Annotated in this window: 20 protein-coding genes and 1 tRNA gene; 3 read left to right on the plus strand and 18 right to left on the minus strand. The window is 65.8% G+C overall.

The annotated features are described in order from the left end of the window. Positions 1-424: 424 nt before the first annotated feature. The 9 genes from B0684_RS00535 to B0684_RS00575 all read right to left on the minus strand — a co-directional run bounded on the left by B0684_RS00535 (position 425) and on the right by B0684_RS00575 (position 11324). Positions 425-1030, minus strand: coding sequence for a DsrE family protein (locus B0684_RS00535; protein WP_018649993.1), 606 nt, complete (start codon positions 1028-1030; stop codon positions 425-427). Between the two features lie 99 nt (positions 1031-1129). Beyond that, positions 1130-1852 carry a phosphate signaling complex protein PhoU gene (gene phoU / locus B0684_RS00540; protein WP_018145414.1) on the minus strand — a complete coding sequence of 241 codons (723 nt, stop codon included), beginning with the start codon at positions 1850-1852 and terminating at the stop codon, positions 1130-1132. Between the two features lie 11 nt (positions 1853-1863). Then, positions 1864-2694, minus strand: a complete 831-nt coding sequence (gene pstB / locus B0684_RS00545) for a phosphate ABC transporter ATP-binding protein PstB (protein ID WP_018649994.1) — start codon at positions 2692-2694, stop codon at positions 1864-1866. Positions 2695-2895: 201 nt separating this feature from the next. Next, the gene (pstA, locus tag B0684_RS00550; protein WP_018649995.1) at positions 2896-4563 is read right to left on the minus strand and encodes a phosphate ABC transporter permease PstA; all 1668 of its coding nucleotides are present in this window, start codon (positions 4561-4563) and stop codon (positions 2896-2898) included. A gap of 27 nt (positions 4564-4590) precedes the next feature. Further along, positions 4591-6861 (minus strand): ABC transporter permease subunit, encoded by a 2271-nt coding sequence (locus B0684_RS00555; protein WP_018649996.1) that lies wholly within the window; start codon positions 6859-6861, stop codon positions 4591-4593. A gap of 212 nt (positions 6862-7073) precedes the next feature. Continuing rightward, positions 7074-8048 carry a PstS family phosphate ABC transporter substrate-binding protein gene (locus tag B0684_RS00560; RefSeq protein WP_018649997.1) on the minus strand — a complete coding sequence of 325 codons (975 nt, stop codon included), beginning with the start codon at positions 8046-8048 and terminating at the stop codon, positions 7074-7076. A gap of 300 nt (positions 8049-8348) precedes the next feature. After that, positions 8349-9671, minus strand: coding sequence for a phosphate regulon sensor histidine kinase PhoR (phoR, locus tag B0684_RS00565; protein ID WP_018649998.1), 1323 nt, complete (start codon positions 9669-9671; stop codon positions 8349-8351). A gap of 15 nt (positions 9672-9686) precedes the next feature. Then, positions 9687-10376 (minus strand): phosphate regulon transcriptional regulator PhoB, encoded by a 690-nt coding sequence (gene phoB, locus B0684_RS00570; RefSeq protein WP_018145420.1) that lies wholly within the window; start codon positions 10374-10376, stop codon positions 9687-9689. A gap of 162 nt (positions 10377-10538) precedes the next feature. After that, entirely contained in the window at positions 10539-11324 is a 786-nt protein-coding gene (locus tag B0684_RS00575) for a 3',5'-cyclic-nucleotide phosphodiesterase (RefSeq protein ID WP_018649999.1), read from the minus strand. A 251-nt stretch (positions 11325-11575) separates the two neighbouring features. Between B0684_RS00575 and B0684_RS00580 the strand changes: the two genes are divergently transcribed. After that, a tRNA-Ala gene (locus B0684_RS00580) sits at positions 11576-11651 on the plus strand. 48 nt (positions 11652-11699) lie between these two features. Here the strand turns inward: B0684_RS00580 and B0684_RS00585 are convergent. The 9 genes from B0684_RS00585 to B0684_RS00625 form a co-directional block, all read right to left on the minus strand. Further along, positions 11700-14165: a putative bifunctional diguanylate cyclase/phosphodiesterase gene (locus tag B0684_RS00585; protein WP_018170001.1), complete on the minus strand. Its 2466-nt coding sequence runs from the start codon at positions 14163-14165 to the stop codon at positions 11700-11702. 126 nt (positions 14166-14291) lie between these two features. Continuing rightward, positions 14292-14738, minus strand: coding sequence for a cyanase (cynS, locus tag B0684_RS00590; RefSeq protein ID WP_018170000.1), 447 nt, complete (start codon positions 14736-14738; stop codon positions 14292-14294). 34 nt (positions 14739-14772) lie between these two features. Further along, entirely contained in the window at positions 14773-15684 is a 912-nt protein-coding gene (locus tag B0684_RS00595; RefSeq protein WP_018169999.1) for an ABC transporter ATP-binding protein, read from the minus strand. Positions 15685-15713: 29 nt separating this feature from the next. Continuing rightward, the gene (gene ntrB, locus B0684_RS00600; protein WP_018169998.1) at positions 15714-16562 is read right to left on the minus strand and encodes a nitrate ABC transporter permease; all 849 of its coding nucleotides are present in this window, start codon (positions 16560-16562) and stop codon (positions 15714-15716) included. Between the two features lie 3 nt (positions 16563-16565). Beyond that, entirely contained in the window at positions 16566-18020 is a 1455-nt protein-coding gene (locus tag B0684_RS00605; RefSeq protein ID WP_018169997.1) for a CmpA/NrtA family ABC transporter substrate-binding protein, read from the minus strand. A 188-nt stretch (positions 18021-18208) separates the two neighbouring features. Then, on the minus strand, positions 18209-19858 hold the full coding sequence (locus B0684_RS00610; protein ID WP_018176621.1) for a sigma-54 interaction domain-containing protein: 1650 nt from the start codon (positions 19856-19858) through the stop codon (positions 18209-18211). A 198-nt stretch (positions 19859-20056) separates the two neighbouring features. After that, complete coding sequence (locus B0684_RS00615) at positions 20057-20896, minus strand: ABC transporter permease (protein WP_018145428.1); 840 nt, start codon at positions 20894-20896, stop codon at positions 20057-20059. Continuing rightward, positions 20893-22176, minus strand: a complete 1284-nt coding sequence (locus B0684_RS00620) for an ABC transporter substrate-binding protein (protein WP_018650000.1) — start codon at positions 22174-22176, stop codon at positions 20893-20895. Before B0684_RS00620 ends, B0684_RS00615 begins: the two co-directional genes overlap by 4 nt. 43 nt (positions 22177-22219) lie before the next feature. Then, complete coding sequence (locus B0684_RS00625; RefSeq protein WP_018650001.1) at positions 22220-23074, minus strand: ABC transporter ATP-binding protein; 855 nt, start codon at positions 23072-23074, stop codon at positions 22220-22222. A 415-nt stretch (positions 23075-23489) separates the two neighbouring features. On the opposite strand from B0684_RS00625, the gene B0684_RS00635 reads away from it, so the two are divergent. Together B0684_RS00635 and B0684_RS00640 are read left to right on the plus strand one after the other, a co-directional pair. Next, positions 23490-24038 carry an OsmC family protein gene (locus B0684_RS00635; RefSeq protein WP_018145431.1) on the plus strand — a complete coding sequence of 183 codons (549 nt, stop codon included), beginning with the start codon at positions 23490-23492 and terminating at the stop codon, positions 24036-24038. A 34-nt stretch (positions 24039-24072) separates the two neighbouring features. Beyond that, positions 24073-25212 carry an acyl-CoA dehydrogenase family protein gene (locus B0684_RS00640; protein ID WP_018650002.1) on the plus strand — a complete coding sequence of 380 codons (1140 nt, stop codon included), beginning with the start codon at positions 24073-24075 and terminating at the stop codon, positions 25210-25212. The last annotated feature ends 41 nt before the right edge of the window (positions 25213-25253 follow it).

Here is a 25253-nt window from a genome sequence, read left to right on the forward strand (position 1 = left end):
GGGATCTCCACACGCCGTTCCAGCCCCAACGTACGCGTCACTCATACCGTGGAGATCCCGGATAACCGCTGCGCGGTTTCCGGGATGACGATGTAGGAGGCGCCTGGAGACCCGGGCCCGCACGGGCCTTGAGCCTGGCGGACGCTCGTTGCTAATCAGGAGAGCGCTTTTCCACAAACCGCATGAAGGCACGAAGAAGATCAAGGGCGGTCTTTCCACGGCGTATACAGAGGGCGCGGCGTGAAGGGGTCCAAGGGTGCGCAGAAATGGGTATCGGTACACCGATCCGTGCTGCTCAGCCCGCATCACAGCTCCGATCCCGTCAACCATCCTGGCGTTCTCGGTGTCCGCTGTGGCCTCCATGGTTACAGGCTCTCGACCGTCTTTGCGTCTTCGTGGCGCGTATCTTTGTGAATCGGCAAGCTCAGGGGGTGCCGAAGTCGAACTCCCAAGGGTCTTCCGGGGGCGCGTCGAGTAGTGACGGACGCAGGCGGATCACTTCGAAGCCCAGTTCGCGATAGTCATCGAGGCGGTCCGGGGCGCGGTCGGCGACCTCGACGAAGTCGGCAAATGCCTCCGCGTCCAGGCCGCGCCAGCCGGCAAAGGTGCCGCAGACTGCCACGTTCACACCTTCGTCGCGGACCAGGGCCTCCACCTCGTCGTGCAGGCTGGGGTACTGCGTCGCCTCGCTACGCCTCAGGGTGAATTGTTCCGCACCGTGGGAGACGACGGCCACGGGGTAGTCGGGGTCGCGTTCGCGCAGGCGGGTGACACTGGCCCGAATCTCGGGAAGAAGCGCGGATAGCGCTGCGCGGTCGTTCTCGATGATCTCGAAGACCACGCCTTCGGGAAGCTTGTCGCGTTCCAGGAGTTCGAGGACGGCCGCGGAGGGTTCGCCCGGGGGCAGCGGGTCAGAGGAGGTCACGGGGCCCGCGTGCAGGCTGGGCATGGCCAGCATGGCAATGAGGCCGCCCACGAACAGCCAGGCGGGAAGCAGAAATGGTCGAGGGCGTGAGCGGGTAATCCACATGGCCCTATTCAAGCGAGGATCGCCGAACCACGCAAACACCCGCGCACGGGGGCAGCAGAATCGGGGCTCCCGCGCGTGGGCAGAGTCGAGCCGCCGGGGTCAGTGGCGGTCCCCGGTGGCCTGCTCGGCCATTTGCTCGTAGCTGGTGTGGCGCACGTCCTTGCCCTTGACGAAATAGACGACGTATTCGCAGATGTTGCGCGCGCGGTCGCCGATACGTTCCAGGGAGCGGGTGGCCCAGACGATGTCCATCAGGCGCGGGACGGAGTCCGGGGCGGCGGTCATTTGCCGCATCAGTTTGTGGGTGACGGTCTCGTACAGGCTGTCGATCTGGATATCGAGCTGGGCAACGCGCACGGCCTGTTCCACGTCCATACGGGCGAAGGCATCCAGGGCCCCGCGGGTCATCTCGCGGACATGTTCGCCCATGCTGGCGATATCCGACATCGGGGCGCTGTTGCGGTCTTCATCCAGCAGGTGCAGGCCCATGCGGCCGACCCGCTCGGCCTCGTCGCCCATGCGTTCCAGGTCGGTGATGGTCTTGATGACCGCGATCACCAGCCGCAGGTCGGAGGCGGTCGGCTGGCGTCGGGCGAGGATGTGGGTGCACTCCTCGTCGATCTCGACCTCCTTGGCGTTGACCTCGTAGTCGGAGGTCATGACCTTCTCGGCGAGTTCGGCATCGCCCTCGACCATCGCGTGGACGGCATCGGCGAGCTGCTGCTCGACCAGGCCGCCCATGGCCATCACCTGCTTGATGATGTCTTCCAGCTCGGCGTTGAATTGCTGCGAGATGTGTTGCTTGAAGAAGCTCTTGTCCATGTCGTCGTTCCTCAGCCGAAGCGGCCGGTGATGTAGTCCTCGGTCTGCTTCTTGGCAGGCGAGGTGAACAGGGTGTCGGTATCCGCGTATTCGATCAGTTCGCCCATGTACATGAAGGCGGTGTAGTCGGAGACGCGCGCGGCCTGCTGCATGTTGTGGGTGACGATGACCAGCGTGTAATCCTTCTTCAGCTCGATCATCAACTCCTCGATCTTCAGCGTGGCCAGCGGATCCAGCGCCGAGCAGGGCTCGTCCAGCAGCAGGACCTCGGGGTCGATCGCGATGGCGCGGGCAATGACCAGGCGCTGCTGCTGGCCGCCGGACAGGCCGAAGGCGTTCTCGTGCAGGCGGTCTTTCACCTCATCCCACAGCGCGGCGCGCTTGAGCGACTTCTCCACCACCTCGTCCAGCTTGCGGCGGTTCTTCACGCCCTGCAGGCGCAGGCCGTAGGCCACGTTCTCGTAGATCGACTTGGGGAACGGGTTCGGCTTCTGGAAGACCATACCCACACGGCGGCGCAATTCGGGGACATCCACGGACTTGTCGTTGATGTCCGCGCCGTCCAGGCGGATGGTGCCCTCGATGCGTACGGAATCGATCAGGTCGTTCATGCGGTTGAAACAGCGCAGGAACGTGGACTTTCCGCAACCGGAAGGCCCGATGAATGCCGTGATGCGGTTCTTCGGGATGCGGATGTCGATGCCCTTGAGCGCCTGGTCCTCGCCGTAGAAAAGTTTGAGGCCCTCCGCGGTCAGGCAGATGTCCTCACGGTCGAGGTTGAGGCCGCGCGGGGCCTGGTTATTCTGGGCCACGTTGACGGCGTGGGTCTGGGTGTCACTCATTTCGGGTACTCCATGGGGAATGGGGTTCGACGCATCCCGGCACCGCGAGGGGGCGGAAAAGCACCGTCATTGCGAGGCGCGCAGCGACGTGGCAATCGGTTTGGGTGCCTCCGGCGTGTGGGGTACCGGAAGCCGATTGCCATGGCCCCTGCGGGGCCTCGCAATGACGATGTATGCGAGAGACGTTGTGCATGTCGTATCTCAGTCACTGTCGGCGCGGTACTTCTCGCGCAGGTAGTTGCGGATCGAGATGGCGGTCAGGTTGAGCACGATGATCAGCATCACCAGGATCAGGGCGGTCGCGTAGACCAGCGGCCGGCCGGCCTCGACGTTCGGGCTCTGAAAGCCGACGTCGTAGATGTGGAAGCCCAGGTGCATGAAGGCGCGATCCAGGTGCAGGTACGGGAAGTTGCCGTCCACCGGCAGGCTGGGGGCCAGCTTGACCACCCCGACCAGCATCAGCGGGGCCACCTCGCCGGCCGCGCGCGCGACGGCCAGGATCAACCCGGTCATCATCGCCGGCGCCGAAAGCGGCACGATCAGGCGCCACAGGGTCTCCGCCTTGGTCGCGCCCAGGGCCAGCGAGCCGTGGCGGATGCTGGCGCCGATGCGGGTCAGGCCTTCCTCGGTGGAGACGATTACCACCGGCAGGGTCAACAGCGCGAGCGTGAGCGAGGCCCAGACGATCGCCGGCGAGCCGAAGGTGGGCGAGGGCAGGGCGTCCCGGAAGAACATCTGGTCGATGTTGCCGCCGACCAGGTAGACGAAGAACCCGAGGCCGAATACACCAAATACGATGGAGGGGACGCCCGCGAGGTTGTTCACCGAGATGCGGATGATGCGCACCAGCGGGCCCTGCTTCGCGTACTCGCGCAGGTAGATCGCGGCCAGCACGCCGAACGGGGTTACGACGATCGACATGATCAGGACCATCAGCACGGTCCCGAAGATCGCCGGCAGGATGCCGCCTTCGGTGTTGGCCTCGCGCGGATAGCCGGTCATGAACTCCCAGAAGGTGTGCACGTAGTGCCCGAGCTTCTGCGGGATGCTCATGTCGTTCGGCCACCAGGCGTTCACGACATCCGCCAGTGCGATCACGGATTCGGCGCCGTCGGCGGTCTCCATCAGGATGGCGTAGCGGCGCAGTTCGCGGCGCAGCTCGTTACGCTCGTTTTCCAGCTCCGCGTACTGCTCCTCGAGTTCCGCGCGTTCGGCCTGCAGTTCGGCCTCGCGCTCGGCGCGCTCCTCGATCGACAGCTCGGTGGCACGCTCGATACCGCGCAGGGCAATGCGGATCTGCTCGATCTGGAAATTGATCGCGCCGATGTCCACGCGTTCGATGCGTTCGATCTGGCGGACCAGGCCGCGGGTCTCGGGGATAACCGCCTCGAAACGCACGCGGGCCTCGTTGCCGGTGGCCACGGCCTCGCCGTCCACGCGGAACTCGCGAACAAAGCCGTAGAAGTTGCCCCACTGCAGGCGTTCCAGCACCACCGCATCGCGAGGCATCTCGCGCTCGCCCATGAAGTCGTCCAGATACCAGCGGAAGTCTCGCGAGTCGAGGTCACGATTGCCGCGCTTGACCAGGTGCCGTACCACGATTTCCTGGCCTTCGGGCACGTCGAAGCCGGCGTCGCGCATGGCCTGGGCGGTCATTGTCTCGGAGCGCTGGAACTCGCCCATGACCTGGGTAGGCTCGCTTTGCTGCGCCGTCTGGTATTCGAACTGGGCCACGCTGGACGGCCAGAAGAACGACAGGCCGTTGACCGCGATCATCAGGATCAGCCCGAAGACCATCACCAGCGAGGTGGCCACCGCGCCCGCATTCAGCCAGATCCAGGGGGTGCCGGATTTGAACCATTTATTCATCGGATCGAGACCTGTCTGGAATGCGTTTTAAAGGGAGGCGTACTTGTTGCGCAGGCGCTGGCGCACGATCTCGGCGACCGTGTTCACGAAGAACGTGAGCGCGAACAGCACCAGTGCAGCGAGGAACAGGATGCGGAAGTGGCTGCCGCCGACCGCGGCCTCGGGCATCTCGACCGCGATGTTGGCGGAGAGCGTGCGCATGCCTTCGAAGATGTTGAAATTGACCACCGGCGAGTTCCCGGTCGCCATCAGCACGATCATGGTCTCGCCGACGGCGCGGCCGAAGCCGATCATGACCGCCGAGAAGATCCCCGGGCTGGCGGTCAGCAGAACCACGCGCAGCACGGTCTGCCAGGGTGTGGCCCCCAGCGCCAGCGAACCCTGGGTCAGGTGCTTGGGCACGTTGAACACGGCATCCTCGGAAATCGAGTAGATGGTCGGGATCACCGCGAAGCCCATGGCGATGCCGATCACGAGGGCGTTGCGCTGGTCGTAGGTGATGCCGTTGTCGGTCAGCCACTGGCGCGCGTCGCCGCCGAACATCCAGATCTCGATCAAGGGGCTCAGCGTCACCGCGAACCAGCCCACCAGCAGGATCACCGGGATCAAGATCGCGGCCTCCCAGCCCGCCGGTATGAATGCGCGGACCTGCTCGGGGAGCACACGGGTCCAGACGAAGGCCATCAGCAGCATGGACAGCGGCAGCAGAATCAGGATGCTCGCGACGGCGGGCAGGTTCGCCTCGATGAACGGGGCCAGCCACAGCCCTGCGAGGAAGCCAAGGATGACCGTGGGCAGCGCTTCCATCAGCTCGATCGAGGGCTTGGTGAGCGTGCGCATGCGCGCCGACATGAAGTAGGCGCTGTAGATCGCCCCCATGATCGCCAGCGGGGTGGCGAACAGCATGGCGTAGAAGGCGGCCTTGATGGTGCCGATGGTCAGGGGGATCAGCGAGAACTTGGGTTCGAACTCGTCGGTGGCCGAGGAGGACTGCCAGACGTAGTCGCCACCCGAGCGGCCCTCGTACCAGACCTTCTGCCACAGCACGTGGAAGGAGACCTCCGGATGACGGTTCTCCAGGCGCTGCAGGTGCCAGTTCTCGGCCTCGTCGATGGCGATCAGCAGGCGGTTGCGCGGGTCCACGTACACTCGATGCAGCGCCTGATCGGTAATCTGGCGTTCCACCAGGGTGCGCTGCGAGGTGGGGTAGTGGATCTTGATCTGGCCGGTTTCGTCGGCGGTCAGGAAGCCCTTGCGGATGTATTCGGGCTGGGTGTTGGTGACCGGCCCCGCGTGCGCGGGGAATTCGCGCACGCGGGTGATGCGGTTCACGTTGTCGGCGTCGCGCACCAGCATGTACTGGGTGACCGATCCGTCCGAGCCGCCCACGACGATCGACACCGTGCCCAGGAGGTACTCGAGCGAGGTGACCTCGGCCTCGTCTCCGCGAATCACGCGTTTGCTGTCTTCCAGGGTTGCGCTGGCCGGACGACGGATGTCGTAGGAGTGCAGGCGGCCCTGGTCGTCGCCCACGAGCATGATGCGGCCGGTGATGTCGAGCAGGATGCGGGTGGGCGTGCTGCCTTCGGGCAGGGCGGGCATGTCGTAGGCACTGCGGCGCACCTGGGTCTCGCCGGTCATCATCGAGGTGGTCTCCTCGAACTGGACCAGACGGATGTGGCCGTCTTCGGTGGTGGCGGCGACACGAATACCGCTGGACCCGCGCTGGATCCCGACCACGCTGATGGCGGGGCCATCGCCGTCGATATCCAGCAGTGCGGAGTCTTCGTCACCCAGCGGGTAGATCACGCGCGGGTCATATTCGCGGCCCTCGGGGGTGAAGCGCTCGTTGTATTCGTACTCGATGGCGAGGACCTGCCCGTTGTCGAGGCCAAGCGCCACCAGGCGGGTACGCGGCTCGGCCGCGGTGAAACTTGTGACCCGGACGTCATCGGGAATCGGCAAGGTCTGTTCGCGCACGATTTCGCCGGTATTCGGGCGGAAGAACACGGCACGCCGGTCGTCGGTGATGCGCACGGCCATTTCGCGGTGGCGATTCACCGCCAGGTGCACGGTGCGGGTATCGGCGCCGCCGGGGGCGTCGTACTCGGTCAGGGGGTCGAGCTTGGCGCCCTGGAACATCGGCAGGGTTTCGCTCAGGAGGTAGACGAACATGAGGGTGAGGGCACCGACCACGGCGATCCCGAAAAACCCGATCATGTAGCGCGCGGAGCGATCCTTGGTGCGGCGCCAGCGCTGGAAACCGGCGAGACGCGGGGCGATGGTGGCGGTGGACATGAAGTTCCCCTGAGAGCCGCCGCGAAGGGCGTGCAAAACCATTGGATGTCGGGGCGTGATGCTACGGCCGCTATGTGACAGGGACGTGACATCCATGTGACGGCTGGTTGACCGGTGGGCGAGGAAGGCCTGCGCGCAACACACAAAAAAGGCCGGAACCCTTGGGTCCCGGCCTTTGCACCCATTCCCTGGGCGCGGGTACTGCGCCCGGTTTATTCCAGACCGAGGTTCTTGCGCTCGCGCTCGGCGACCGTGGCCGGCAGCGGGATGAAGCCGTCACGCACCACGACCTCCTGGCCTTCCTTCGACAGCACCATCTTCAGGAACTCGGCGGCGCGCGGGGTCAGGCCGTCTTCCGGGTGCTTGTTGACCATCACGTAGAGGAAGCGGGCCAGCGGGTAGTCACCGGAGGCGGCGTTCTCGCCGTTCGGCTCGAAGTAGTTGCCTTCTTCGGTGCCCAGCGGGATGGCGCGCACGCCGGAGGTGGAGTACCCGATGCCGGAGTAGCCGATGCCGTTCAGGGACTCGGAGACGCCCTGAACCACCGAGGCGGAACCCGGCTGTTCGTTGATGGCGTTCTTGAAGTCGCCATCGCACAGGGCGTTCTGGCGGAAGTACCCGTAGGTGCCGGAGACGGCGTTACGGCTGTACAGGGTGATGTCACGGTTGGCCCACGAGCCTTCCAGCCCGAGCTGACCCCAGCGGGTGATGTCCTCGGCACCGCCACAGCGGCGGGTGGAGGAGAAGACGGCGTCGACCTGATCGATGCTCATGCCTTCGATCGGGTTGTCGCGGTTCACGAACACGGCGATGGTGTCGATGGCGACCGGCACGGCGGTCATCTCGTAGCCGTGACGCTGTTCGAACTCGGCGTGTTCGCTGTCACGCGGCATGCGCGACATCGGGCCGAAGTCGGCGGTGCCTTCGGTCAGGGCGGGCGGGGCGGTGGAGGTGCCGGCACCCTGGATCTGGACGTTCACGTTCGGGTAGAAGCCCTGGAATTCTTCCGCCCACAGGGTCATGAGGTTGTTCAGGGTGTCGGAACCGATGCTCGACAGGTTGCCGGAGATGCCGGAGACCGTCTTGTAGGTCGGGATGTCGGCATCGACTTCGGCCGAGGCGGTCAGCGGGGCGATGGCGAGGGCTGTGGCCGTGGCCAGCGCGAGGATGCTTCGCTTCAACAACATGGGTGTGCTCCCTTGGGCTTGCTTGAGGTTTTCAAGGCCGAGTGGCTCGGTCCTTGATGACGAATTATCGGGAGCGGTGCTTGCAGTTGCGTGACGCGCATGTGACAGCCTCGTGACATCTGGCCCGGTAGGGATGGGGCCGGGTTCGTGGGGGGTGATTACTTCGTTGCGCTTGCAATGACGGGTATTGGTACAGGTCATTGCGAGGAGCGAAGCGACGCGGCAATCGGTCCGAAAGGCCCCTGGACTCGGGGACTTGGCGGACGATTGCCACGGGCCTTCCGGGCCCTCGCAATGACGCTAGTTGGACTGGCGGGAGGTTTCGGCGCGGCGGATGCGGCTCAACGGGAACAGGCAGCTGAAGTGGCTGCCGCGGCCGACCTGGCTTTCGATCGCGAGGTGGCCTTCATGGCGGGCGAGGACATGTTTGACGATGGCCAGGCCCAGGCCTGTCCCGCCGCGCGACTGGGTGCGTCCGGCATCCACGCGATAGAAACGTTCGGTCAGGCGCCCGAGGTGATGGCTGGCAATACCCGGCCCGGTGTCCTCGACGCTCAGGCGTGCGCCGTCGTCGTCGGCGCGCCAGCGCAGGCTGATGGTAGTCCCGCCAGGGGTGTACTTCACGGCATTGAACAGCAGGTTGGCGCAGGCGGAGCGCAGTTCGTCCGGGTTGCCCTGGAACTCCAGTTTGGGGTCGGCGTCCAGCACGATCTCGTGCGCTTCCGTGCCCGAAAGGATGCGCGCCTCGTCCGTCAGCTTCTGGAACAGTGGGAACGGGTTGAACCAGTCCTGCGGGCCGGTGGTTTCGCCGGTCTCCAGGCGTGAGAGCAGCAGCAGGTCGTCCACCAGCAGTTTCATGCGCTCGGACTGTTCGCGCAGCATCTGGACCGAACGCGCGAGCTGAGGCTGGTCCTCCAGTTCGTCTTCCAGGCTCTCGGTGACGCCGTAGAGTACGGTCAGCGGCGTGCGCAGCTCGTGCGAGACGTTGGCGATGAAGTCGCGGCGCATGACCTCCAGGCGGTGCAGGTGGGTGGTGTCCCGGGCCAGCAGCAGGTACTGCGCGTCGCCATAGGGGAGCATGCGCATCTCCAGTTGGCGCTCGCTGTCCAGCGGGGAGGGCACGGTCACCCGCGCGAGGGACTCGCGGGCGCGCTCCATGAACGTCAGGAACTCCGGGTGGCGCAGGAGGTGGGTAATGCGCTGGCCCTCGTCGCGCGGCCAGTGGAGCCCGAGCAGCTGGCAGGACATGTCGTTCAGCCACTCGATGCGCAGGTCATCGTTCAGGACCACTACCGCGTCGGGCATGGCCTTCGCCGAGTCCCGGTAGCGCTCCAGCAGCTGGCGCAACCGATGCACGCGGTTCTCGTGGCGTCTGCGGCGGCGGTAGAGGTGGTCGAAGATCACGCCCCACAGGCCGCGCACGTCCGGTGGGTCGGCACGGCCGCCCCGGCGCAGCCAGGTCTCCAGCCACAGCAGGTTGGCGATGTTCCAGGCCAGTGCAGCCCCAAGCAGAAACGCGAGGGTGGGCCAGAACTGGCCGGTCGCCCAGCCAAGCGCCAGGAGCGGCAGCGCGATCAGCAGGCTGGTAATGAGGATGTCGGGCCAGGTCTTGCGGGGCTGCACGGGGACCGCCGAAGGTCAGGGAAGTTGCGAGAAACGGTACCCTGAACCACGCACGGTTTGCACCAGGTGGTCATGCCCGGTGTCGGCCAGCGCCTTGCGCAGGCGGCGGATGTGAACATCCACCGTGCGTTCCTCCACATAGACGTTGGTGCCCCAGACCTTGTCCAGCAGCTGTTCGCGGCTGAACACCCGATCCTGATGGGTCATGAAGAAGTGCAGCAAGTTGTACTCGGTCGGGCCCATGCTGATGGCCGCGCCGTTGCCGGTGATGCGATGCGAGACGGGATCCAGACGCAGGCCCTCGATCTCGATCGGTTCCTCGCTGGTGGTGGGCGAGGTGCGGCGCAGCACGGCCTTCATGCGCGCGACCAGCTCGCGCGGCGAGAACGGTTTGGTTACGTAGTCGTCGGCGCCGACATCCAGGCCGCGCACGCGGTCTTCTTCCTCGCCGCGGGCAGTCAGCATGATCAGCGGGATGTCCTTGGTGACCGGGCTGGTCTTGAGCGTACGCGCCCAGTCGATGCCGCTGATGTCCGGCAGCATCCAGTCCAGCAGGATCAGATCCGGCGGGTCTTCCAGCAGGAGGGATTTTGCCGAGCGGACATCTCCGGCCTCGCGGACCTCGTAGCCCGCCTTCTGGAACGGCACCTGCAGCATCTCGCGGATCGCTGCATCATCTTCCACCAGCAGAATTCGAGTGGCCATGGCCCCGTCTCGTGATTACCTGGTCCGCATTAGATAACAGGGATGTTACAGGCGTGTGAACGGGAGGTGGTGCGGCGGCAACCAGCCTGTGGCGTGTCCGGGCGGCTCACGACCGATCGGCGCGGCCCTGCGGGCCTCGTGATGACGAGCGATGAGTAGCCGCTAAGGGTGGGCGCCGAGTTCGAAGCGTTCGTCGCCGTGCAGGAAGATCATGCCGTCGTGATGCGGCGAGCGGGCGAGCTGCTGGCGGATGGCCTGTTCGTGGCCGGGCTTGAGATGGGTAATGGCAATGCGCGGGCGGTGCTGCAGTTGTGCCAGGTCCTCGCCCAGGTGCTGCGGGGTGTAGTGCTTGGCCAGGTCCGCCATGCCCTCCATCTCGTCTGGGAGGCCGGTCTCGATCATCAGCAGATCGAGGTGGGGCAGGGCGTTCAGCGCGGGCCAGAGCAGGTGCGAGGAGGTCGTGTCGCCGCTGAAGGCGAAGGCGGCGCCGTCGCTGTTGGTGACGCTGTAGCCGACCGCGGGCACGGTATGGCGGGCGGGCAGCACCTGGATCTCGCGATGTTCCACCGCGATGCTGTGACCGGGTTGCAGCGACTCCAAGCGGATCAAGGGCTGATCGGGCCGTGGCAGACGGGTGAAGTCCGGCCAGATCACCCAGTTGAAGACGTGATCGCACAGGGCCTTGAGTGTTGCCGGGAGGCCGTGGACGTGGACGGGCGGGGCATCCGGGCTGTAGACCATATCCGCCAGCATCGGGAGGAAGGCGATATGGTCCAGGTGCGAGTGGGTCAGGAAGACATGGCGAATGCGCCGCAGCTCCTCCAGGGTCAGATCGCCCACGCCACTGCCCGCGTCGATAAGGATGTCGTCATCGATGAGGATGGATGTGGTGCGCCGGCCCGGGCCAATCCCGCCACTGGCGCCAAGGATGCGAACGGACAGACTCATGTCGGACAGTATATCGAGCGAGCAGCGGGCCGTCGTGTGGCCAGACCCGCGAGCCGGAGGCTGGGGTCGGTCGCCCCGGGTCGTTGGAGGTGGGTGACGGACATGCCCTAATGCTAGACCGGGTCCAGGCCCAAGTTCCGTGACGTGCGGCGCGAAAAGGTGATCCCGAGGCACGGCGGGGCGTCTCGCGAATCTTGTGCGGGCGGGGCTTCCCGCCACCCGGCGGAGTTGCTAGAATGCGCGTCCTGTTTGGGGCGGTAGCTCAGCTGGGAGAGCGTCGCGTTCGCAATGCGAAGGTCGGGAGTTCGATCCTCCTCCGCTCCACCAAACACCAAGGAAAAGGCCTGCTTTCGCAGGCCTTTTCCTTTTTCAGGTTCAGCTGCGCAGGTGGCCCCGTGGGGCCATGGCGGCCTTTACCGGGGCCCGGCGCGCGAACGGTTCGGGTTCGTGGTGGCTCACGAGCTCGGCCAGGGATGCGGCGGGCAGGGGGCGGCTGCACAAATAGCCCTGCCAGGCATCACAGCCCTCTGCGGCCAGAAATCCGAGCTGATCCTCGGTTTCAACCCCCTCGGCGAGCACATCCAGCCCCAGGTTGTGGGCCATGTCGATGATGGTCATGGCCAGCTCGGCATCGTTGCGGTCCTCCGGCAGGTCGCGCACGAAGGTCTGGTCGATCTTCAGGATGTCGATCGCGAATTCCTTCAGGTAGGCCAGCGACGAATACCCGGTGCCGAAGTCGTCGATGGCCAGCGCGATGCCCAGGCCCTTGATCTGCTGCAGGGTGCCACGGGTCGTGTCGGCCTGTTCCATCAGGGTGCTTTCGGTGAGCTCCAGGGTCAGGCGTTGTGCGGGGAGTCCGGATTCGTGCAGGACCTGGCGGAGCTGATGGAGCAGGCCCGGTGCGGCGACCTGGCGCGCCGACAGGTTGACCGAGACTTCCAGCGGCGGCAGGCCCTGACGATCCCATTCCACGACCTGGCGGCAGGCCTCGCGCAGAACAAAATCCCCGACGGCGGCGATCAGGCCCGTTTCCTCGGCCAGCGGTATGAACACGTCCGGCGCGATCAGGCCGCGTTCGGGGTCACGCCAGCGCACCAGTGCCTCGATCCCGGTGATCTTCCCGGACGTCATGTGTACCTGAGGCTGGTAGAACACCTCCAGTTCGTTCTGGGCCAGGGCGTGCCGCAGCCGGTTCTCGATCTCCAGGCGCTGGTTGGCGGCATCGGTGAGGGCGGTACGGTAAAAGCGGAAGGTGTTGCGCCCGGCGTCCTTGGCCTCGTACATCGCCGCATCGGCCTGAGTGAGAAGCTCACCGGCTTCGGTGGCGTCCTCCGGGAACAGTGCAATACCGATGCTCGCGCCTACCTGCAAGTTGGTCCAGCCGCCGACGGCAAAGGGTTCGGCTATGAGCTCCAGAAGCTGGCGGGCGCGGGCCTCGAGCTCTTGATGCTCTGCGGCGTCGTCGATTACCGCGATGAATTCGTCGCCCCCAATCCGGGCCACGGTGCGGGCCTCGAAGCGCGTCTTCAGGCGCTCGCCCAGGATTTGCAGGAGGTCATCGCCGACGCGGTGGCCGAGGCTGTCATTGATGTTTTTGAAGCGGTCCAGATCCACGAACAGGATGGCCACCAGGCCTTGCCGCTGGCGAGCCTGTTGCATGGCCTCGTCAAGGTGCTCCTGCAGCAGCGTGCGGTTGGGCAGTCCGGTCAGCGGGTCATGCCCGGCCTGGTACGCCAGGCGAGCTTCGTGTGCGCGCAGGCGGCCCTCCGCCGCGCGGCGTTGCTCGACCTCCAGTGAAAGCCGCCGCGTCAGACGCCGGTAGTAGAGCGCAGCCAACCCGCTCAGCAGCAATAGCCCCGCCATGAAGCCGAGCAGGACCTCCGGCCGGGCCTCCCAGTAGGCGCGCAGGCTGATTGCCACGGTGCGGTCGTAGGGCGGGTAGCCGAGTTCTTCCAGGAGTTTGTGTACCGCCCCGTAGGACAACGGGGCCGACCAGCCGTGGTAGCCGCCTTCACGCGCCGCGGGGTGATCCGCGGGCAGGCTCAGCAGGGCGATCGTGACTGCTTCGGCCAGTTGGTCAGGGGTGTGTCCAAGACGCGAGAACGGCCATTCAGGGTAAAGCCGGGTGGAGTGGGCAAATGGAAACCCCGCTGTCTTGCGGGGCGCCAGTACGCGCAGTGTGTCGGCGGGCAGGTCGCCCGATTGCAGCCGTTCCTCCAGCACGCCGGTGCGCACCATGCCGGCGTCGGCCTCGCCGGTTAGCAAGCCCTCGATCACCCGGTAGTGGGGCATGCCCGTGTAGTGAACCGACGCCAGGTCCTCGAACGGATCCACGCCAGCGTTGCGCAGGGCCCCGTAACCGGCCAGCCAACCGCCCAGAGAGTCTTCTTCCACCGCCAGCAACCGCTGCCCACGAAGGTCGTCCAGTGACTGGAGGTCATTGCGTTCGTCGAGGACCAGGATCGTCCCTCCGAACTGACGAATGGGCTGGCCTTGCTCCTCGGCGATGAGGGTGGCCAGGCGGGTGATGCCTTGTTGCGCCTCCAGGCGCACGTAATGGCCGGTGTTGGTGAGGACGAAATCAACACCTCCGGTGGCGACGGCCTGCTCCAGGTCCGGATAGTTAAGTGCCTGAATGCGAAATTCGGCCGCGTCGACCTGCGTGCTCAGGTAGTCGGCTGTGGGTTGCCACTGGGCCGTGGTCTCTTCGGCATCGCGAAAGGCCAGCACGCCGATGGTGTATACGCTGGCGTCGTCACTATTTTCCGCCATTGCGGAGGCAGCAACGGACAGGCTGATCAGCAGGATCAGCAGACGGGGCAGGGTGGATGGATGGCGCATCGGCAAGAGCCTACTATGCGAAGGGACTTGCCGTACACGTTCGGGCGCGAACGGGCGCTGGGGTACCGGCTCGCGGGAAAGGGCGGTCACGCGGCGTGCCCGGCCGCCGCGTGACCGATGGGGACGCTACCAGCTCTTGTAGGGCAGGAACTTGCCGTTCCAGGTGATCTTCACGCGGTCGCCCTTCGGGTCCTCGACCTTGTCGATGTCCATGCTGAAGTCGATGGCGCTCATGATGCCGTCACCGAACTTTTCGTGAATCAGCGCCTTCATGGTGTCGCCGTAGACGTTGATCGCCTCGTAGAAGCGATAGATCACCGGGTCGGTGGGGATGGTCTTGTCCCAGGTCTTGTGCGGGAAGGCCTGAAGCGCCTGCGAGACCTCCGGGCCGAGCCCGATGAAGGTGGCCAGCTTGTCGGCCTGGTCGCCCTCCAGGTGGTTCATGCCGTAGCAGGCGGAGGTCACGTAGACCTCGTGCAGTCCGGTGGCCTCGGCGATCGCGGCCCAGGTAGTTCCGCGGTTCTCCTTGGCCTCGAGGATGGTGGTGGTCATGGCGCTCTTGCTGAGACTCATCATGTGCTCCTTGAATGCGATGGATGGACTGGGGTCAGACCGCGCGAACCATGCGCGGGCCGGGTTCCGGACTGGCCTCGGGCTTGGCCGGGTTGACGATGCGCGGGCTGTGGCGCGGGTTGTCGCCGCGGGCGGCGGCCGCCTGGGCCTTGGCCGACATCTCCTTGGCGCCGTTCACGAGGAAGTCGACCAGGTGGTTGCGGATCGGGTAGTAGGCGTCGTTCTGGTGCAAAGTGGCGCGTTCCCGCGGCCGCGGGATGTCGATCTTCACCGACTCGGCGACCTGGGCATGCGGCCCGTTGGTCATCAGCAGCACGCGGTCGGCGAGCAAGATCGCCTCGTCGACGTCGTGGGTGATCATGAACACGGTCTGGTGGGTCTCCGACCAGATCTTCAGCAGCTCCTCCTGGATGACCCCGCGGGTCAGGGCGTCCAGGGCCCCGAAGGGCTCGTCCATCAGCAGCAGCTTGGGTTCGATGGCGAAGGCCCGGGCGATGCCGACGCGCTGGCGCATGCCGCCGGAGAGCTGCGCGGGCTTGCGGTCCATGGCGTGATCCAGCCCGACCATGTGCAGGTAGCGCTCGGCGTGTTCCAGGCGTTTCGCCTTGCTCCAGTTCGGCCAGCGGGCGCGCACCGCGAACATCACGTTGTCGCGCGCCGACAGCCACGGCAGCAGGCTGTGGTTCTGGAAGATCACGCCCTGGTCGAGGCTGGGTCCGGTGATCTCCTTATTGTCCATGATCACGTTGCCGTCGGTGGGTGTGGCCAGGCCGGCGAGAACGTTCAGGATGGTGGACTTGCCGCAGCCGGAGTGACCGATCAGGCAGACGAACTCGCCCTTGTTGATGGTCACGTCCACGCCCTCGAACACGGTCATCAGGTCGCTGGAATCGGGCTGCGGGAAGCGCTGGCTCAGGTTCTCGATCTCGAGGAATCCCTTGCTCATGTTTGGTCTCCTTTTGGGGCCACGCTGACTCAGTCGGCGTAGCGCACGAATTTGGTGGCCTGGGCGAGGGAGGCATCCAGCAGGAAGCCGACGATGCCGATCATGATGATCGCGAAGATCACGCTGGCGAGGTCGAGGTTGTTCCACTCGTTCCAGATGTAGTAGCCGATGCCGGTGCCGCCCACGAGCATCTCTGCGGCGACGATGACCAGCCAGGCGATGCCGATGGAGATGCGCATGCCGGTGAGGATGGTCGGCGCCGCGGCGGGCAGGATGACCGTGAACGCGGTGCGCAGGTTCGACAGCTGGTGGGTCTTGGCGACGTTCAGCCAGTCATTGCGCACCGAGGCGACGCCGTAGGCGGTGTTCACGAGCATCGGCCAGATCGAGCAGATGAAGATCACGAAGATCGCCGACATGTTCGAGTCGCGGATCACGAACAGGGCGAGCGGCATCCAGGCCAGTGGCGAGATCGGCTTGAGGATCTGGATGTACGGATCGAACGCCTTGTTCAGTAGCGGCGACATGCCAATCACGAAGCCGAGCGGAATGGCGATCAGCGCGGCCAGGGCAAAGCCCAGCAGGACCCGGTAGATCGAGTAGGCCAGCTGGATGCCGATCCCCTTGTCGTTCGGGCCCGCGTCGTAGAATGGGTTGCTCAGTTCGCCGAAGGCGTGGCTGAACACCTGGGTGGGGGCCGGGATGCCGCTGCTGGAACTGCGATCGGCCCCGCCCCCCATCAGCTGTTCGTATTCGCTCAGCTCGCCCTGTTGTGGCGCGATGACCTCCGGGGCGGTGGCCAGCTGCCACACGCCCAGGAAGACCACGAGCATCACCAGCGAGAGAACGGTCGCCCGGAAGTTGAGATTGCTCAACATGGCTTAGCTCCTGCGGATATCGAAGCTGTCGAGATAGCCTTCCGGGTCGGTGTAGTCGAACACCTTCCCCATGATCTCGAAGTTCTTGTAGGTGTCACTGGGCGCTTCGTAGCCCAGCTCGGTCATCACTTCGGCGCACTCGCTGGCGAGGAAGACGTCTTCCGCCAGGCGGTTGTAGTCGAAGTCGCGATCCACATAGCCCCAGCGCTTCATCTGGGTAAGGATCCAGGTGGCCATCGAGTGCCAGGGGAAGGGGTCGAAGTCGATCCGGTGCGGGTCGTTCTTGACCTCGCCCAGGCCGTCGGCATAGCGCCCGGTCAGCACCTGCTCGACCACCGATTGCGGCTGGTTCAGATAGGCACGCGGGGAGATGGCCTCGGCAATCTCGGCGCGATTGTTGATATCCGAGCTGTACTGGGTGGCCTCGATCAACGCGCGGAACAGGGCACCGAAGGTGTTCGGATGCTCGTCGGCGAAGGCGGCCGAGCAGGCGAAGGCGCAGCACGGGTGGCCGTCCCAGATCTCCTTGGTCAGCATGTGAATGAAGCCGATGCCGTCCCAGACCGCGCGCTGGTTGAAGGGGTCGGGGGCCAGGTAGCCGTCGACGTTCTCGGCACGCAGGTTGGCGACCATCTCCGGCGGCGGGACGACGCGGATGCTGATGTCGCGATCGGGATCCAGCCCGTGCTCCGCGACGTAGTAACGCAGCAGGAAGTTGTGCATGGAGTACTCGAAGGGCACGGCGAAGGTGAAACCCTTCCAGTCCTTGGGATCGCGCTTGTCCTTGTGCTTGTTGTGCAGTGTGATGGCCTGGCCGTTGATGTTCTCAACCGCCGGCATGATGTAGTGCTCGCGCGAGGAGCCGGAGCCCAGGGTCATCGACAGCGGCATCGGCGAGAGCATGTGCGAGGCGTCGTACTCACCGGACAGCGACATGTCGCGGGCCACCGCCCAGCCGGCGGTCTTGATCACGTCGACATCCAAGCCGTGGCGCTCGTAGAAGCCCATGGGGTGGGCCATGATGATCGGCGTGGCGCAGGTGATCGGGACGAAGCCGACGCGCAGCTTGGTCTTTTCCAGAGGCCCGCCGTCCTTGATTGCGGCCTTGACCTTGTCCAGCGGCAGGATGGAGCCCAGAGCGGCGGCCACCGTGCCGCCCCCGATCATCTGCAGGAAGCGGCGGCGGTTGATCTCGTTGTGGCCGAACATGCCGCGGACGATGGCGCTCTCCACCGCGCGATCGACCATGGCCTCGTCACTCAGGTCCTCGCCGGTGGCGTGGGCATCGGCCTGTACGGGCTCATGGGTGGCGCGTCGTTCCAGTTTCTCTTCCAGGTCCGGGGACGCGGTGTCGAAGCAGCTGCAGCTGCCCGGGCCGGTGTGCCCGTGGCGGCAGCTGGAGCCGTGGCGCAGGTCGGCATTGGCGTCAAAGGGATCGTGAAGACTCTTGGTCGGCATGGTCGGCTCTCCTCGTGGATCGAATCGATGCGGGCATCGTTGCCGCGCATGTCGAGGGTCATTGCAGGTGCCATGCCAAGCGTGGGGAATGGGCCGCCAGGGCGGCGCGCGAGTGCCGGGAGATCGGACCCTTCGTCGACATTGTCGACGAAGGGGACAAAAGGTCCGCTGGTGTCTGAGCGGTGGGCCTAAGTGGTTTCTATGCCGAGCTTTTTCAGGCGATAGCGCAATTGCCGCGGGGTCAGGCCCAGGTCCATCGCGGCGCGGGTCTTGTTGCCCCCGGTTTGCTCGATCGCGCGCTTCAGGCGCTCCGCCTCGGTGGCGTGCACGCGCTGATATGGGCGCACCGCGCTGGTGCAGGACGCGCCGGAAGAGGGCAGGGTTCGGGGCTCGTTGTGCCGCGATGGTGCCGGTGCATGCTCGTCGCGGAGGCCGTGCCTCTCGCTCTCGAACGGGCTGATGCGGGATTCCTCGTGCAGGATCTCGTCGATCAGCGGCGTGCCGATGCGGCCATCCGTGGATAGCAGCACGGCGCGCTCCAGCACGTTCTCCAACTGGCGGATGTTGCCGGGCCAGTCGAAGGCCTCCAGGCGTTCCAGCACGCCCTCGTCGACGACCACGTTCCAGCCGTGCAGGTGGGTGTAGCGGTCGAGGAAGTGGCGGGTGAGCAGGCGGATGTCGCTGGCGCGGTCGCGCAGGGCCGGCATGTGCAGCGGGATCACGTTCAGGCGGTAGAACAGGTCGAGCCGGAAGTTCCCGGCGTTCACCGCGGCCTGCAGGTTCTGGTGGGTTGCGGCGATGATGCGTACGTCCACCGGGAGATCGCGGTTGCCGCCAATGGGCTGGACCACCCGTTCCTGCAATACACGCAGGATCTTCGACTGCAACGCCTCCGGCATGTCGCCGATCTCGTCCAGAAACAGCGTGCCGCCGTCGGCCAGGGCGATCTTGCCGGTCTTGGCGCTGGACGCGCCGGTGAAGGCCCCCTTTTCGTGGCCGAACAGTTCGGATTCCAGCAGGTCGGCCGGGATGGCGGCGCAGTTGATGGAGATGAACGGCTTCGCGTTGCGCTGGCTGATCCGGTGGATCATGCGCGCGATCTTCTCCTTGCCGGTGCCGGAGGCCCCGGTCACCAGCACCGTGGCCTGGGTGTCCGCGATGCGGTGGACCTGCTTGAGGACATGGCGCAGGGCCGGACTCTCGCCGAGGATGCCGTACTGCCCGCCCTGGGTATCCAGGGCGCTCTTGAGGTAGCGGTTCTCCGAGACCAGCTCGGCGGTGCGCTCGGCGATCAGCTGGTGGATGCGCAGCACCTGGCCGATCATGCTCGCGATCACCCGCAGCAGGTTCAGGTCGTCCTGGAACTGGCGCGAGCGGCGTCGCAGCCGGTGGACGCCCAGCACGCCGATGGCGTGTTCGTCCTGGACGATGGGCACGGCGATGTAGGCGACGGTCTCCTGCGGCAGGGTGGAACGGTCGATGGCGCGCGCGAGGTATTCGGGCTCGTTGTCGATGTCCTGGATCAGGGCGATCTGGCCGGTCTTCATGACGCGCCCGGTGACACCCTCGCCGAGGCTGTAGCTGCCGCGGTCGCGCTCGGCATCGGTCAGGCCGTAGGCGTGGCGGATGCGCAGCTGGCCGCTGTTCGGATCCGGCAACAGGACCCGGCCGCGGTTGAGCCCCAGTAGCTGGGACATCATCCCGAGGATGCGGTAGATCGCGGCATCCGGGTCGCCGGAGCGGCCCATGAGCTTGGCAACCTCCAGCAGCAGGGTGATCTCCTGCTCCCGGGTGGCCAGGTCCGGTGGGGTCGAATCGGATATGCGGTGGAGTGCCATGCCGTGGGTTATGCAGAAAGCCTGCCAGTGCGAAAACGACGTGTTGGTGGGCGTTCGGGGGCGTCTGGCCGGGTCGGGATGACGCGGTTGCCTCGAGGCGGGGCAGGGCCTTGCACTGTTGGGTTGCGCTTGCCCGCTTTGCGGGCGCACAAAAAGGCCCGGCCATGAATGGCCGGGCCCGGGTATTGCCCGAGGGGATCAGCCCTCCGCGTGATAGCTGCTGCGCTTGATCAGGCGTACGCAGATGGCGTCGAGCATGTAGCCGATAATGCCGATGACCAGGACAAATGCGGCCAGTTTGTCGTACTCCAGGGTGTCGCGGGCATCGTTGATGGCGTAGCCCAGCCCCGAGGTGACGCCCAGGTACTCGGCCGGCACCAGTACGATCCAGGCCACACCCACCGCCAGGCGGATCCCGGCGAACACATCCTGGGCGATCGCGGGCATCACGATGTAGCGCAGGGTGTGGTACGGATTGGCGCCCAGGTTGTTGCCCACCTTGAGCCACATCGGATCGATGCGTTGCACCCCGTGCGCGGTGGCGTAGGTAATGGGCCAGACGGCCGCGATGGCGATCAGGAAGATGATGGCCGCATCCCAGGTGGCGAAGGCCAGTACCGCGACCGGCATCCAGGCCAGTGGCGAGATCATCCGCAGGAACTGGAACGGGACGTGGGTGACCTGCTTCAGCGTCAGGAAGTAGCCGATCATTACGCCCAGTGGCACGCCGATGGCAATGGCGTAGGCCAGGCCCCAGCCCACGCGGTACAGGCTGGACTCGATCGGCGACCACACGGCCCCGGAGCTGACGATGTCCCAGAAGGCCGCCAGCGTGGGCCCGGGGGCGAAGCTGGCGAAGGCCATCGTGTCCTCGTTGTTGCCGATGGCCCAGCCGCCCCAGTACCACAGGGCGAACAGGCCGGCGATGCCCAGCGCCGGGTACTGCAGCGCCCGGCGCGCTTGGTCCGCGAACCGCAGCACCGGCATGAGCCGCTCCACGGTCGCGGTGTCGACGGAGAGTGTGGCTTCGCGGTTCATAGGACCACCACCTCCTCGCGGGCATAGGGCGAATCCATGTCCACGCCCGGGGCGCCCTGCCAGGCGGTGTGTTTTTCCATCGCCTTGCGCACGAAGTCGTAGTTCACCAGGTCGTCGGTGACGAAGTCCGGGTCCAGGCCTTCGAGGAAGGTGGTGTCGCCGCCGACCAGGGTCTCGTTCATGGCGCCGACCAGCATCTTGGTCGCGGACGGGTAGGGCCAGGGCGAGAAGTCGATGCGGCCGTTCTCCCATTCGGGGTGACGGATCGCGCCGTTGTCGGCGTAGGTGCTGTCGTCGTGGTAGTTCGTCATCGCGCGTTCCACCACGTTGGCGGGCATCGGGAGATACCCCTTGCCATCGCGCGAGAGCATGGTGGCGACACTCTTCTTGTCTTCCTGGATCGTGCCCTGGGCGCGGACCACGGCGTTCATCACCTTCTGGGTCCACTCCGGCTCGCGGTCGGTCAGGCGCTCGTTCATGCAGACCACGCAGCAGGGGTGGTTCTTCCAGATATCGCCGGTGAAGCGCAGCACGTTGCCGCGCGCCAGCAGTTCGCCGGCGGCGTTGAACGGCTCGGCGACGATGTAGGCATCAATGGAGCGCGCGGCCAGGGCCGGCGGCATGTCCGGCGGTGGCATGAGCATCAGGTTGACCTCGTGCGCCTCCAGCGCGTCGCCCTGATCGCGGATCACCGGCGTCAGGCCGGCATCGCGCAGGGCCATCTGCATGACTACGTTGTGCATGGAATACCAGTAAGGTACGGCCACGCTCTTGCCGCCGAGGTCGGCGAAGCTCTGCACGTCGACATGGCGGCCGGTTACTACGGCCGAGCCGTTGGTGTGGGCCCAGGACATGATCTTCACCGGGAAGTCATTCTGGTAGCGCATCCACAGCGGGATCGGCTTCAGCAGGTGCACCAGGTTGAATCGGTTGGCGGCAAAGGACTCGATCAGCGGCGACCAGCCGCGGATCAGCTGGGGATCGGCGACTTCCAGTCCTTCGTCCTCGAAATAGCCCTCGGAGTGGGCGACCAGCAGGGCGGCGGCGTCGGTGATCGGGATGTAGCCGATGCGCACGACGCCGTCGAAGTCGCTGACGACGCCTTCGGGCTCTTCGAGGTTCCCGGGTTCGGCCCCAAACAGGGAACCGGGCAGGGCAAGCCCGCTCCCGGCCAGGCCGCCGACGGCGGCGGTACGCAGGAAGTTGCGACGGGAGAAGCTGCGATCCAGCAGCCGGTCCAGTTCGCTGTCGATGTCATGGTGGTTGTCGCAGTTGCACATGGTGGCGGTTCCTCGCTCGGGTTCGGGGCAGTGGGGTGGTGGATCAGGCGGCGCGTACGCGCGCTCGGGATTCGGATGAAGAAGACTCGTCTTGTTCGCTTTCGGTATCGGGCGTCGGGGCTTCGGCCTCCGCTGAACCCTTGTCAGCGGCCAGGGTGCGGGTGGCGCCGAAGTAGCCCATCAGTTCGGCCTTGCGGTCGACGAAGGCCTGGCTGTTGCGATCGCGTGGGTGGGCAATGTCGATCGGCAGTTCGGCGGTGATGGTCCCCGGGTTGGAGCCCATGACCAGCACGCGGTCGGCCATGGCGACGGCCTCTTCGATGTCGTGGGTGACGAACACCACCGAGATCCCGCGCTCCCGGGCCAGGCGGGTGACTTCGTCCTGCAGGGCGACGCGGGTAAAGGCGTCCAGGGCCGAGAACGGTTCGTCCAGCAGGAGCAGCTCGGGGTCGGTGGCCAGGCTGCGGGCCAGGGCGACGCGCTGTTGCTGGCCGCCGGAGAGCGACTGCACGTTGACCTCGGCCTTCTCACTCAGACCCACGGTCTCCAGCAGCTGGTCGATGCGTTCGCGCATGTCGGTCTTGCGGCCCTGGAAGATCAGGCCCAGCGAGGCGTTCTTGCGCACCGTCATCCAGGGGTAGAGCGAGGGCTTCTGGAACATCATGTTCCAGCGCGGGCTCGGCTTGATGACCTGGTGGCCGTTGATGCGTACACAGCCTTCGCTGGGCAGCAGCAGGCCCGCGAGCATGTGCAGCAGGGTGGACTTGCCGCAGCCACTCTGGCCGATCAGGGCGACGGTCTCGCCCGGTGCGACGGTGACCTGGATGTCCTTGAGCGTGGGGGCTTCCTGCCCGGGATAGTGGTGGGTGATGTAGTCGATGGAGATGGCGGCGCCCATGGCGTTTCCCTCTTGACCTTCGTTCATGAGCCGCCGGATGGATCGGATCGGCGGCGCGTTCAAGGGGGTTCCTTACAAGGGGCGTGCCAAACCCGTCGTGTTGCCCGGGAATTTCGTCCGGACCGGGGGCGAAACGGCGCGCTGGTGCGCAATACAGGGAGCGGCGAACGAGGCATCGCAGAAGCGGGGGGATCCGGCGCGGGGGGCGAGAAGTGGACAATCCGGACAATGCGGACCAGTTCGGGTGGACAAAGCGGACGGATTGTCCGACGGGGGGATGGGTTGGATTCGGGTGGCCCGGCTGGAAATGGCTTTGTGGTGCGGTCCGCACGGTTTTGGCACGGCTTCTGCACCGGGATGGACGACCCGGTCGAATGCCGGGGATCCACGAATCCCAACTATCAGGAGCACCACCATGTCTGCAGCCGAAGCCACTACCTCCCTGTCCATCAACGCCCTGGAGCCGATCGACCAGGATGGCCTCAATAACCTCGCCGCCAAGGGCAAGGCCAACCCCGAGAACATCGTGACGCTGAAGGCCACCACGGTCTGCGAAGGCAAGTTCCGCAACCTGACCTTCGTGCGCGACCTCGAGGCCCACGTGATCGACGAGCCGCCGCACCTGCTGGGCGACGACACCGCGCCGAACCCCTCCGAGGCCGCGTTGGCCAGTTTGGGTGCCTGCCTGTCCGTGGGGATGCACGCCAACGCGATCGATCGCGGTATCACCCTGACCAAGCTCGAGCTGACCCTGGAGGGCGACATCAACGTGACCGCCGTATGGGGCGTCGGGGATACCGACGTGAACAAGCACCTCGGCTTCTCCGATATCCGGGTGAAGGCGAACCTGGAAGGGGATGCCAGCGAGGAACAGCTGAAGGAGCTGGTCGCCCATGCCGACTTCTGGTCGCCGGTAGCCAACACCATGCGCAACCCGGTCAAGCTCAGTGTCGAGCTGGCCTGATTCCGGTCCTGCTGCCCAACGGGAGTAAACCCCAATGCTTGAAACCCGCACTCACGACGTGACGGGGGTGTCGCCGGCCGCAGGGCCGGCGGATGCCGATGCCGCGCTGCAGGCGCTGGTGGAGCGCGATCTGGCTCCGCTGACCGCCCGTATCGACCGCGAAGGCCTGTACCCCGAAGACTTCCTGCGCGAGGCCGGTCGCCTCGGCGCCTTTAACCGCCACCTGGCCAGCCAGAACGCCAGCGGCACCACGGATATTGCCAGTGCCATCCGCGCGACCGAGGTGATCTCGGCCGAGTGCATGACCACCGGCTTTGTCGCCTGGTGCCAGAACGCCTGTGCCTGGTACGTGGAGAACAGTGCCTCGGACACCCTGAAGCGCGAGGCCCTGCCGAGGCTGGCGAATGCCGAGGCACTGGGCGCCACCGCGCTGTCCAACCCGATGAAGTGGTTTGCCAATATCGAGGACCTCAAGCTCTCCGCCGAACGTGTGGACGGGGGCTATGTGGTCTCCGGTGCGCTGCCCTGGGTATCCAACCTGGGCGAGGACCACTACTTCGGCGCGATCTTCCGCACCACCGGCGCGAACCCGCGGCCGGTGATGGCGCTGATCAACTGCTCCGACCCCGGGTTCAGCCTGACGGCCTGTCCCGAGTTCACCGCGCTGGAGGGTTCGCGCACCTTCGGTTGCCATTTCGATCGCGTGTTCGTGCCCGATGAGCACGTGCTGGCCGACGCCCTGCCCGAGTACATCCGCCGGATCCGACCGGGGTTCGTGCTGCTGCAGATGGGGATGGGGCTGGGGCTGATCGATGGCTGCATCCAGACCATGCGTGACGCCAACGAGACGCTGTCCCACGTGAATGGCTATCTGGATGACCAGGTGGGCGAACTGGAAGAGGCGCTGGAGGATGGCCGTGCAGCCTGCTATGCGCTTTCGGAAACGCCCTTCGACGAGTCCGAAGGCTTCTTTGCCGATGTGCTGCAGATGCGCCTGACCGGTTCCGAGCTGTCACTGCGCGCGTCGCAGTCGGCATTGCTGCATACCGGGGCCCGCGGGTATCTGGCGAACGCTGCCGCCCAGCGCAAGCTGCGCGAGTCGTACTTCGTGGCCATCGTGACCCCGGCCATCAAGCACCTGCGCAAGGAGCTGGCGCGGATCCACGCGCACTAGTCCACCACCCACGGTCGGGGCCTACCGGGGCCCCGCACCGA

This window comes from Thioalkalivibrio versutus (genome assembly GCF_001999325.1).
Classification (GTDB): Bacteria; Pseudomonadota; Gammaproteobacteria; order Ectothiorhodospirales; family Ectothiorhodospiraceae; genus Thioalkalivibrio; species Thioalkalivibrio versutus.